The sequence below is a fragment of the Laspinema olomoucense D3b genome (genome assembly GCF_025370785.1).
Lineage (GTDB): Bacteria > Cyanobacteriota > Cyanobacteriia > Cyanobacteriales > Laspinemataceae > Laspinema > Laspinema olomoucense.
Window position 1 is genome coordinate 77,074 of the sequence record NZ_JAMXFA010000013.1, and the last position, 10,896, is coordinate 87,969.

The window sequence follows — 10,896 nt, forward strand, 5'->3', positions numbered from 1 at the left end:
CAAAAATGAACCCAGAAGAATTAAAGAATAAAGTGTTAATTCGTTTATTCTCAACTCTTTTGTCTTGATGATTAAGACTGCCGACCGCCCTTGCCGCGCTTGGAGGTTTTCCGACGCTTGCGGACGATTAAGGCGTTACTTAATTTTTTCTTCTTGCGGGTCTTCCCACCTAAAGCAGGTTTACCCCAAGGTGAAACAGGCCCACTTCTACCAATTGGTGCTCGTCCTTCACCCCCCCCATGTGGGTGGTCTACGGGGTTCATGACGCTGCCTCTAACTTCGGGACGACGACCGGACCAACGTTTGCGGCCAGCTTTACCGAGGCTGATGTTTCTAACATCGATGTTGCCGACTTGTCCGATGGTGGCGTAGCACTCTTTCCGGAACATCCGAACTTCACCCGAGGGTAATTTCAGGGTGACGAAATCCCCTTCTTTGGCTTGCACCTGAGCGCCTGAACCGGCTGAACGCACGATTTGACCGCCGCGACCCGGTGTCATTTCTACGTTGTGAACGAGGGTACCCAAGGGCATCTTTTCCAAGGGGAGGGCGTTGCCAATTTCGATGGGTGAGTCGGGTCCGGAGACGATATGAGTGCCAACTTGTAATCCTACGGGATGTAGGATGTAGCGCTTTTCACCATCCTGATAGAAGAGGAGGGCGATCCGCGCGTTGCGGTTGGGGTCATATTCGATTTCAGCTACTTTGGCGGGAATATTATGCTTATCCCGACGAAAGTCGATTTGTCGATACAGGCGTTTGTGTCCGCCCCCACGATGACGGCAGGTAATTACCCCGCGATTGTTCCGTCCTTTTTTCCGGTGCTTTGACTTGGTTAGGGATTTTTCGGGAGTGTCGCGGGTGATTTCGTCAAACTCGGAGACACTATACTGGCGTGTGCCGGGAGTGTAGGGCCGATAAGTACGGATACCCATAATTTAAACTTTTGGTAACACTGCTTGATTTGCCATTGAATCCCAGATGCTCTCAGCGGAGGTCAAGTGGAGGGGGTGGCGGTACCGCCCACTCCTAGATAAGGCATCCGTTACACTTCTGGGAAGAAAATGTTTTGCAGGGAATCACCCTCGGCTAAGGTCACGATCGCTCTCTTGTAATGAGGCTTATACCCGACAAACTTGCCCACTCTACGCTTTTTGGGGGGTCTGTGCATGGTATTGACGCTGACTACCTTGACCTCAAATAGGTGTTCGATCGCCGCTTTGATTTGGGGTTTGGTGGATTTGGCATCCACATCAAAGACGTATTTGTTCTGCTCCATCAGCAGGGTCGCTTTCTCGGTGACGATTGGCGTGCGCACCAAGTCGGCCAGCTTTCTGAGATTATCTTCAGCCACCGTAGACCTCCTGAACTTTGGCTAGTGCTGCTGCTGTGGTTACGATTTTGTCAGCCGCAAGCAGGTCGTACACATTTAACTGAGTGACGGCAATCAGTTTGATGGTCTCTACGTTGCGTGCTGATAAATAGACGTTGTTGTCTCGTTGGTCAACGATTAACAATACCTTCGAGTCTGGCTCGACACCCCACCGGGCGATCGCACTGAGGAGATCTTTGGTCTTCGGACGGGGCAGTTTATCGGCAAATTCCTCCACAACGATCAGGTCTTCGCTGCGGCTGATGAGCGCGGTTCTCAGGGCGAGTTGGCGCTCTTTGCGGTTCATTTTTACGTCATAGTCTCTGGGTTTGGGTCCAAAGATGACGCCGCCGCCTCTCCATAAGGGCGATCGGATTGAACCGGCACGCGCTCGGCCTGTTCCTTTTTGTCTCCAGGGCTTTCTACCCCCGCCTCTGACTTCCGCCCGGGTTTTGGTCGATGCCGTTCCCTGACGCCCCCGGTTCAGTTGCCGAGTTACCGCTCTATGAAGGATATGCGAGGCGTTCTCTTCAGCCGCTACTCGCAAATCGATCGTCGCTTCGGAAACCTGTTCGCCTTCCCAGTTTCTGACTACACAATTAACCATATCTCTCTATTCCCGTTTTCTATGCTTTATGAATGGGGAATTCATTCTTTTCTTACCGGGCTGCTATTTACCCGGGCCTACATACTTGGCGGGCTTAATATTAAGCAGTGCACCAGGTTTTCCCGGAAGCGCTCCTTTAATCAGCAGCAGGTTCTTTTCCGCATCCACTCGCACAATTTGCAATTGGCGAGTTGTGACTTGGCTTCCGCCTAAACGACCGGCCATACGCTTCCCTGGATACACACGCCCCGGAGTGGTCCCTGCACCTGTAGAACCGGGTGCTCTATGGTTTTTTGAACCGTGGGACATGGGTCCGCGTTTAAAGTTATGCCGTTTTTGATATCCGGCAAACCCCCGACCGATGCTAAGTCCGGTCACATCGACAATCTGGTTAGCACTGAATCCTTCTACGGTCATTTGCTGTCCCAGTTCAAAGCTGCTGACATCATCGATGCGATATTCGCGCAGGTGTCGCAGCGGGGGCGCTGATGATTTGACGAGGTGTCCCAGTTCGGGCTTATTGATGGCCTTGGTGGTGGTTTCGCCATATCCGACCTGAATGGCGGTGTAGCCATCGGTCTGTTTCGATTTGATCTGTGTTACGGTGCATGGCCCAGCTTGGACGACGGTGACGGGAATTGCTCTCCCTTCTTCGTCAAATACTTGGGTCATGCCGAGTTTTGTGCCCAGAATACCGACAGCCACGGGTTTATGGTCTCCCCTTACTTAAGCACTACAAGTTTCTCGGATCCTGATGAGTTCAACTAAGAGCTCGGATCCGAATCGGGTTTCGACGCCAAACCAGTCCAAAGGTTGCCTCCAACAGCACAGCAGGAGACGGTCGGGCTTTTTTGTCATTTGTCCTTTGTCATTTGTCCTTTGTCATTGAAGACCCAGGACCAGTGACCAAGGACCAACGACTTAGGAAGCCTTTAACTACCTTGGGGCTAGTTTGATGAGTTGGTCCGTTAGGGTGAGCGGTTGCTCGTTTGTGTTGCCTTTGACCGCACAGACTTAAGCAATGGTTTACTCAGTATCTCTGCGAGGCACTCGATCGCTCTAGCGGGTCAAACATCGTTTCGGAGTGCGGACTGGCTAGGGGCGATCGCAACTAAATTTAGCTTTTCTCAACTTTCCGCTAAGGAGCAGTTGTCACTCTGTTGGTCTGGACTAACCACTATAGCGCAAAATCGGCTTTTGGGCCGCACTGGGTTTCCAATTTGAGAGCTTTGGCTTAAATTTAGCGACAATTTAATACTATAGCCGATGTTAAATACCTTGTCTAGTCCGAATCCAATAAAAATCCCATAAAATTTTTATTTTTTTTTGAGGATCCCTGACCGAGGGGCTGAGGTCTCTTGTAAGGGACCTATGACAGTCACACCCCTCACTGAATCTAATTCTAATCCCTAGGAGGGATTAAACTATACTTGGCAAAGGCTGATTGCGGTAGAAAGAGAAAGTAGAGAAAGTGCGGCCCGGATATCACCTACCCATCGGAAGGTGCGGGGTTTGATGGGTGCATGAGCCTCGATACTCTAGCAACGGCTCAACAATCAGTATTAGGAGTGAATCATTATGGCACTGATTATCACGGGCAAAAAATTCATTCGGGATCTGGAACAAAACGGGTCCTTAGCGCTATATGTGCCTTTGGAAGGGGGATTTGAGGGTCGCTATCAACGGCGAGTTAGAGCAGCCGGTTATGTAACGGTGACTCTATCAGCCCGAGGTTTAGGAGATTTAGGGGCCTATTTGACTGGTGTGCATGGGGTTCGTCCACCGCACTTGGGCAAAAAAAACATCCGAACTTATTTTATTCCGCCCATCGTGACGTCGCAATTAGAGCAGTTACCCCCTAAATCTAAGGGATTGGTGCTGTGGTTGATTGATGGGACGGTTCTTTCTAATCAGGAACTGTCCTATTTGACGGAGTTGCCGAAGATCGAACCCCGGGTGAAAGTGGCGGTGGAAGTGGGTGGCGATCGCACCGTAACCTGGAATCCTCTCAAGGATCTGTTGGTTCCCGCTCGCGCCAGCTAAGATCAGGAATCATTGTCTTAATATAGACGCGAGCGCTCGCGTCTTTTTTTAATCCCAAGCTATGTCACGGTTGTCAGGGCTTTGAGTTAAGCTATCAACAGGAGGGGAGTGCGGCGATCGCCGCACTCCCACTGATTACGTTTTTTGCACAGACTTAGGCCTATTCTGATGCTAGATAACCGCGACTATACACTGATTATTGACAAAAGTGGCAGTATGTCCACCCCGGACCAACGCGGGGGACGAACCCGATGGCAAGAAGCAAAAGAGTCTACCCTAGCATTAGCCCGAAAATGCGAAGAGTTAGACCCCGATGGCATCACCCTGTACGTTTTTTCAGGCCGGTTTAAGCGCTACGACAATGTAACAGCAGATAAAGTTGAGCAGATTTTCCAGGAAAATGAGCCAGCGGGCCGAACCGACTTAGCTGGGGTTTTACAAGATGCGCTGAATAATTACTTTAAACGAAAATCTTCGGGTCAAAACCAAGTGAATGGGGAAACCATTTTAGCCATCACTGATGGCGAACCGGACGATCGCAAAGCAGTGATGAAAGTGATCATTGAAGCCTCGCGCCAAATTGATAAAGATGAAGAACTGGCGATTTCTTTCATTCAAATTGGTAACGATCGCACCGCCACCCAGTTCCTCAAAGCCCTGGATAATGATTTAATGAATGCCGGAGCTAAGTTTGATATCGTCGATACTTTAACGATTGATGACATGGAAGACATGACTTTGACCGAAGTTTTGATGAATGCCATCATCGATTAATTGACCAGCAGCTTATCCTCCAAAAAGGCAGGGCTGCGATCGCCTGACTTTGAACCTGACTTAGAAAACGTGATGGGCTAGGGGAAGAGGCCTTTGATGATGGGGCGGTTTTCTCAACTGTTAAGACCTCAGACCAAATTATCTAACGTGAGATACAACCATCACGTTTATTTCATCAGATCCACTTTAATTCATTCACCAGACAAATATCATGGTAGAAAACCGCGATTATACTCTAATTATCGATAAAAGTGGCAGTATGTCCATCCCCGATCAACCGGGGGGGAAAACCCGATGGCAAATGGCTCAGGAGTCTACCCTGGCCTTAGCCCGAAAATGTGAAGAATTTGACCCGGATGGGATTACCATTTATTTGTTTTCTGGACGATTTCAACGCTACGATAACGTCACATCAGCCAAAGTTGATCAGATTTATCAAGAAAATGAGCCGATGGGACAGACCAACTTAGCATCAGTCCTCCAAGATGCGGTAAATCAGTATTTTCAGCGCAAATCTTCCGGCCAAACTAAACCCAATGGAGAAACCATTCTTGTCGTAACCGATGGCGAACCAGACGATCGCAGAGCGGTGATGGAAGTGATTATTAAAGCTACCCGCCAGATGGAGCGGGATGAAGAATTAGCCATTTCCCTGATTCAAGTGGGGAACGATTCCAAAGCAATGCGCTTTTTAAAGGCATTAGATGATGATTTGCAAGGGGTTGGAGCCAAATTTGACATCGTAGATACCATTACAATGGATGATATGGAGGAAACGCCTTTGAAAGAGGTTCTGTTACGGGCAGTCCGAGATTAAGCTACGAGCATTTCATTTTCTTCTTGCTCGGGCAAGAATTTTACCCTTTTTTAGCTGAGAACAACCACAGAATTATGTCAGATAACCGAGATTACACGTTGATTATCGATAAAAGCGGTAGTATGATGACTAGCGATGGCGGCGGGAGCCAAACCCGCTGGTCCTTGGCAGAAGAGTCTACCTTTGCTTTGGCGGCGAAATGTGAACAGTTAGATCCGGATGGGATTACCGTCTATCTGTTTTCCGGTCGCTTTCAACGCTATGAAAACGTAACTGCAGCCAAAGTTGCCCAAATTTTCCAAGAAAACGACCCTTCGGGTAGAACCGATTTAGCATCAGTTTTAAAAGATGCAGTGGAGCATTATTTTAAAAAGAAAGGGTCAGGTGAGGTGAAATCTGGTGAAACGATTTTGGTGATTACCGATGGAGAACCGGACGATCGCAAGGCAGTAATGCGGGTGATTGTGGAGGCAACTCGTCAGATGGAACGGGATGAAGAGTTAGCTATTTCTATGATTCAGGTGGGAAGTGATTCCCAAGCCACTCGGTTTTTAAAAGCCTTGGATGATGAGTTGGGAGGGGTTGGGGCAAAGTTTGATATCGTCGATACGATTACGATTGATGATATGGAAGATTACACCCTGTCGGAGGTGCTACTGAAGGCGATCGGGGATTAGATTTGACCTCTAACCTTCCGGGTTTTTCATAAAATTTCTGCTATTTAGCACTTAATCTTAGCGAAAAACCCGGCTTGTTGTCCCTTGGATTTAATCCGGGACTGATGAAAAGATGGAATGTTGTATTAAAAAAATAAACGGGAGTCGTCTTAAGTTGTTAAATTAGGAGAGTTTAAGAGGGAGTAAAAATATGGATTCCATTGAAAAGTTATTAGGGGAAATCAAGGCAGAAACTCAAAACTCGGGGCCAAAATTCCCGGAGCAAATGGAGGCCAACCGGACACACAAAGCGGCCAATTCGCTATCAGCTAATCCGCCCCAGTTGATGTATAATTTAGATAGTTTGTTAGAGAAAGTTGAGTCCGAGGCGAAGGAACACAAAGTGCAGCCTTTCGTGAATGTTCAGCCCATTGAGTTGGAGGTAACTTCCAAAGGATTGGGGGGACATTTAGATCAGTTATTCGGGGATCTCAAGCAGGAGTTTGAGGCGCAAGAACAGGCGGAACAACTCAAACGAGAACAAGAACGCCAAGAAGAGGCGAAAAAGCTGGAACGTCTCAAGCAGAAACAGCGTGAAGAGTTAGCCAAACGAGCACAGGAGTGGTTGAAGAAGTTAGATCCCTATTCTGATGAAGGGTTTTGGTTTGGACAATTTGCGGAACATTACTCGTCGAAGTTGGAGGCAGCGATCGCCTATTTGGAGGCAACCCCATCGGAGAAACGAGGAGAGGGATAGAGGCATTTTCCCCGGGACTGGAGGGAATTCCTACACTACATATAGAGCCAAAACAGGGGTATTTCCCTAAATCTGGAAAGGAAGGCCAGTCGCCCTCAACCTGGATTGGCAAACGGAACAGGGTGAAGCCATTCCTGCCAAGTATTCCCCTAGAAATAAATTGGTGCAAGCACTCCCAATATGTAAGCGCTCGCATTAGCATAGAGGTGTGAGCAACTTGAAAGACCCGTTAACATCCTTATCTGAAGGCCATTGGTTTAAGCTCATCTGCGGTGCGAGTTTTCAGCATTTGCAGTTTGTGCGAAATATTACCTTGGCCTATTGCCTAGCTGGTGCGGACTGTATTGATGTGGCAGCCGATCCAGCGGTGATTGCTGCTGCCGTGGAAGCGATCGAAAAGGGTGTCAGCCTCGGGCAAGCGGCTCAAAAACGAGGCAGTCGCCATCATTTCCCTAACAGGGGAGTACCTCGGCCATTGCTCATGGTCAGTTTAAATGATGGGGAAGACCCGCATTTTAGAAAAGCAGAATTTAATCCAGAAAAGTGTCCTCCGGATTGTCCTCGACCTTGCGAAAGTATTTGTCCAGCGCAGGCGATCGCCTTTCCCCAGTTAGCCTTAAACATTCAACCCAAACCCGGTGATTTATCCTTTAAGACCACTCAAAATTCACCGCAGTTTCAACAGTCTGCTGGGGTCATAGAAGAGCGCTGCTATGGATGCGGGCGGTGTCTACCCGTTTGTCCCATCGGACAAATTGTTACCCGTTCGTATGTCTCGACACCGACAGCGATCGCCCCATCGGTGTTATCTAAAGGCGTCAACGCTGTAGAAATTCATACGCAAGTGGGTCGAATCGAGGATTTTAAACGCCTGTGGAGTGCAGTCGCCCCCTCAGTCAACCAGCTTAAGGTCGTTGCCATTAGCTGTCCCGATGGGGAAAACCTAATTGATTATCTTTGGACCATTTATCACGCCATCTCTCCGGTCCCCTGTGCGCTGATCTGGCAAACGGACGGACGTCCGATGAGTGGAGATATCGGCATCGGCACCACTCGCGCCGCCATCAAATTAGGCCAAAAAGTTTTAGCTGCGGGTTTACCGGGATTTGTCCAACTCGCCGGGGGAACCAATCAGCATACGGTTTCCAAACTCAAATCAATGGGATTGTTGCGGCAGGGTCGAGTCAACCGAATTGACAATCAGGCCGACTCCTATCTTTCTGGAGTCGCCTACGGCAGCTATGCTCGCGTCCTCTTATCCCCCATTTTAGAACGGCTCGAACAACAGCAGGGAGAGTCTTTCTTTGGGAGTTACGCCCTAGAAGACTGCCCGGATTTACTGTGGCAAGCCGTAAGTTTAGCTGATTCCCTTGTTTCTGAACTCAAATTTGGCTTACAATTACAGAATAATACAAATAATACACTGCCATGATAGACCACCCTTAATTGATTTCCAACGTTTGACTCCTCCATTTTCTGTTTTTACTTTTTTGTCCTGCTCAGTTATCGACGCCAGAATGTATGGTTAATTCTCAGGGAAATCAACCGATTGACAACCCGATCCAACCTCAATCGGAGAGTGGAGTGGAAAACGTCGATCTCGGAAGAACGCAGATTACTGATGACCTCAGCCAATTGCTGGAAATTCTGCCCGAAACCATTCGCCAACACTTAAAAACGCACTCATCCCTGAGTAGCTTAATTGAAGTGGTGATGGATTTGGGACGGCTTCCCGAAGCGCGTTTTCCCAATAAAGCCGAATATATCAGCGATATCCCCGTTTCTCGTTCTGACCTCAAATATGCGATCGAGCGAGTCGGTCACTTTAGCGGAGATAATCGCGCCGGTATCGAACAAACTCTGCACCGCATCAGCGCCATTCGCAATCGGACGGGGGAAATCATCGGCTTAACTTGCCGGGTGGGGCGGTCTGTCTTCGGCACCATTCACATGATCCGCGATTTAGTTGAAAGCGGACAATCCATTTTAATGTTAGGCCGTCCGGGGGTGGGGAAAACCACGGCATTGCGCGAAATTGCGCGGGTGTTGGCGGATGAACTCCACAAACGGGTGGTGATTATCGATACTTCCAACGAAATCGCTGGGGATGGGGATATTCCTCATCCGGCGATCGGACGGGCGCGACGGATGCAAGTGGCGGCACCAGAATTTCAACATAAGGTGATGATTGAGGCGGTGGAAAACCATATGCCGGAAGTGATTGTCATCGATGAAATCGGTACCGAACTGGAAGCATTAGCGGCACGCACGATCGCCGAACGCGGGGTGCAGTTGGTGGGAACCGCCCACGGTAATCAGATTGAGAACTTGATTAAAAACCCCACCCTGTGTGATTTGGTGGGGGGGATTCAGTCCGTGACTCTGGGTGATGAAGAGGCGCGGCGTCGGGGGTCCCAGAAAACGGTGTTGGAACGCAAAGCACCCCCGACTTTTGAAATTGCGGTGGAAATGAGCGAACGCAAGCGCTGGGTGGTGCATGAACGGGTGTCCGAAACGGTAGATAGTTTACTGCGCGGACGCCAACCGGATCTCCAAGTGCGGACGGCGAGCGAAAGCGGGAAAGTAACGATTACTAAAGAGTTACAGCCCCAAAATCCCACAACAACGACAACGAAGACGACAGCAGCAGTGCGTCCTTTTGGGAGTGCCGGATTGCGCGCCAGTGGGAAGATGCAGCCGTTACCCGTGCAAACGTTGCCGGAGTTGGGACGCCGCCCCAAGGCGGTGCCCGAGGAAAAGTCTTTTGAGCAGATGCTCAATGAGTCGTTGTATCCCAGCGATCGCTTTGCTTCTGCGGCAGATTATGGGTTTGAGGAAATCTCGCCCTTGGCGGGTCCGAATGGGGAAGATTTGCCGTTGCACGTCTATCCTTATGGGGTGAGTCGTCATCAGTTGGATCAGGTGATTCGCACTCTGGCCCTGCCGGTGGTGGTGACGAAGGATATTGATAGTGCTGATGTGGTGTTGGCGGTGCGATCGCACGTTAAAAACCATTCTAAGTTGCGGCAAATGTCCAAAAACCGCCAGGTCCCCATTTTCACGATTAATTCCAGTAGTGTTCCGAAAATTGCTCATTCCTTACGCCGGATGTTGCATTTGGAGGAAGGCGGTACGCCGGAAGTCTCCGATGTGTCTCTGTTTGCCCACAGTGGGAGCGATGATGAAATCGAGGCCCTGGAAGAGGCACGTCTAGCGGTGGAACAGATTGTGATTCCCAAGGGACAGCCGGTGGAACTGTTACCCCGTGGGGGTCAAGTCCGCAAGATGCAGCACGAGTTAGTGGAACATTATCGGTTAAAGTCTTGCAGTTTTGGCGATGAACCGAATCGCCGTCTGCGGATTTATCCAGCATAACGGGTTGTTATGACTCATTAAAAAACGCCTCTCCTGTTCTAGGAAAGGCGTTTTTTTGGTTTCATACCAAATCCGGTTTTTAAAGGGTTTTTACCCCAGAGAAAAGGATGGAGGATTAGCCGATAGTGTTAAAGAGTAAGGCCCAGATAATCCCACTGACCCCGATCGCCAGGAGTAGGTTTGTGAAAAATCGACCTGCTTCGGTATTGAATCCCAAGGCTTTATCTTCTTGTCCTGCGGTGAAAAACAAGGACCAGGCTTGGTTGGCGTTAATCTCTTCGGATTGTTCGTTAAAGCTGGGGCGGAAGACGACGGGACCCATGAGGTACTTGCCGGGGAAGTTAAAGTCGGTTTTCATGAATTTTCTCCAGTTGTTTCTTCGTCTTATGTAAATAAATGTAACAAAATGTAAAGAGTTATTGCAAGGGGGTTGACAAAAAATTCGGTGGTAATAACCGAACAGGGAGAGGGGTGTTGTCTGGAAAGCTTGGGGTT

At 49.2% G+C, this 10,896-nt stretch carries 12 protein-coding genes; 7 read left to right on the plus strand and 5 right to left on the minus strand.

The window, feature by feature from the left end; all coding sequences use genetic code 11:
* Positions 1-71: 71 nt before the first annotated feature.
* From rplB to rplC, 4 genes are all read right to left on the minus strand, one after another.
* Complete coding sequence (gene rplB, locus NG792_RS11705; RefSeq protein ID WP_261200428.1) at positions 72-935, minus strand: 50S ribosomal protein L2; 864 nt, start codon at positions 933-935, stop codon at positions 72-74.
* 110 nt (positions 936-1,045) lie between these two features.
* The gene (locus tag NG792_RS11710) at positions 1,046-1,354 is read right to left on the minus strand and encodes a 50S ribosomal protein L23 (protein ID WP_015148972.1); all 309 of its coding nucleotides are present in this window, start codon (positions 1,352-1,354) and stop codon (positions 1,046-1,048) included.
* Positions 1,347-1,979, minus strand: a complete 633-nt coding sequence (gene rplD, locus NG792_RS11715; protein ID WP_261200429.1) for a 50S ribosomal protein L4 — start codon at positions 1,977-1,979, stop codon at positions 1,347-1,349. Before rplD ends, NG792_RS11710 begins: the two co-directional genes overlap by 8 nt.
* A gap of 63 nt (positions 1,980-2,042) precedes the next feature.
* Positions 2,043-2,684, minus strand: coding sequence for a 50S ribosomal protein L3 (gene rplC / locus NG792_RS11720; RefSeq protein WP_261200430.1), 642 nt, complete (start codon positions 2,682-2,684; stop codon positions 2,043-2,045).
* 873 nt (positions 2,685-3,557) lie between these two features.
* Here rplC and NG792_RS11725 point away from each other — a divergent pair.
* From NG792_RS11725 to NG792_RS11755, 7 genes are all read left to right on the plus strand, one after another.
* Entirely contained in the window at positions 3,558-4,022 is a 465-nt protein-coding gene (locus NG792_RS11725; RefSeq protein ID WP_261200431.1) for an NAD(P)H-quinone oxidoreductase subunit N, read from the plus strand.
* A 168-nt stretch (positions 4,023-4,190) separates the two neighbouring features.
* Positions 4,191-4,796, plus strand: a complete 606-nt coding sequence (locus NG792_RS11730; RefSeq protein ID WP_261200432.1) for a vWA domain-containing protein — start codon at positions 4,191-4,193, stop codon at positions 4,794-4,796.
* A gap of 211 nt (positions 4,797-5,007) precedes the next feature.
* On the plus strand, positions 5,008-5,613 hold the full coding sequence (locus NG792_RS11735; RefSeq protein WP_261200433.1) for a vWA domain-containing protein: 606 nt from the start codon (positions 5,008-5,010) through the stop codon (positions 5,611-5,613).
* A gap of 74 nt (positions 5,614-5,687) precedes the next feature.
* On the plus strand, positions 5,688-6,290 hold the full coding sequence (locus tag NG792_RS11740; RefSeq protein ID WP_261235536.1) for a vWA domain-containing protein: 603 nt from the start codon (positions 5,688-5,690) through the stop codon (positions 6,288-6,290).
* 190 nt (positions 6,291-6,480) lie between these two features.
* Complete coding sequence (locus NG792_RS11745; protein ID WP_261200435.1) at positions 6,481-7,026, plus strand: salt stress protein, Slr1339 family; 546 nt, start codon at positions 6,481-6,483, stop codon at positions 7,024-7,026.
* A gap of 208 nt (positions 7,027-7,234) precedes the next feature.
* A complete protein-coding gene (gene ldpA, locus NG792_RS11750; protein ID WP_261200436.1) occupies positions 7,235-8,458 on the plus strand; it encodes a circadian clock protein LdpA in 1,224 nt (407 codons plus the stop codon).
* Positions 8,459-8,547: 89 nt separating this feature from the next.
* Positions 8,548-10,401 carry a R3H domain-containing nucleic acid-binding protein gene (locus NG792_RS11755; protein WP_261200437.1) on the plus strand — a complete coding sequence of 618 codons (1,854 nt, stop codon included), beginning with the start codon at positions 8,548-8,550 and terminating at the stop codon, positions 10,399-10,401.
* 115 nt (positions 10,402-10,516) lie between these two features.
* Here the strand turns inward: NG792_RS11755 and NG792_RS11760 are convergent, their stop codons facing one another.
* Positions 10,517-10,759 (minus strand): hypothetical protein, encoded by a 243-nt coding sequence (locus tag NG792_RS11760; RefSeq protein WP_261200438.1) that lies wholly within the window; start codon positions 10,757-10,759, stop codon positions 10,517-10,519.
* Positions 10,760-10,896 lie beyond the last annotated feature (137 nt).

Excerpts from the sequence above, each read along its gene's own strand:
- rplB (WP_261200428.1), bottom strand. The coding sequence starts at position 935 with ATGGGTATCCGTACTTATCGGCCCTACACTCCCGGCACACGCCAGTAT.
- rplD (WP_261200429.1), bottom strand. The coding sequence starts at position 1,979 with ATGGTTAATTGTGTAGTCAGAAACTGGGAAGGCGAACAGGTTTCCGAA.
- NG792_RS11725 (WP_261200431.1), top strand. The coding sequence starts at position 3,558 with ATGGCACTGATTATCACGGGCAAAAAATTCATTCGGGATCTGGAACAA.
- NG792_RS11730 (WP_261200432.1), top strand. The coding sequence starts at position 4,191 with ATGCTAGATAACCGCGACTATACACTGATTATTGACAAAAGTGGCAGT.
- NG792_RS11735 (WP_261200433.1), top strand. The coding sequence starts at position 5,008 with ATGGTAGAAAACCGCGATTATACTCTAATTATCGATAAAAGTGGCAGT.
- NG792_RS11740 (WP_261235536.1), top strand. The coding sequence starts at position 5,688 with ATGTCAGATAACCGAGATTACACGTTGATTATCGATAAAAGCGGTAGT.
- NG792_RS11745 (WP_261200435.1), top strand. The coding sequence starts at position 6,481 with ATGGATTCCATTGAAAAGTTATTAGGGGAAATCAAGGCAGAAACTCAA.
- NG792_RS11755 (WP_261200437.1), top strand. The coding sequence starts at position 8,548 with ATGGTTAATTCTCAGGGAAATCAACCGATTGACAACCCGATCCAACCT.
- NG792_RS11760 (WP_261200438.1), bottom strand. The coding sequence starts at position 10,759 with ATGAAAACCGACTTTAACTTCCCCGGCAAGTACCTCATGGGTCCCGTC.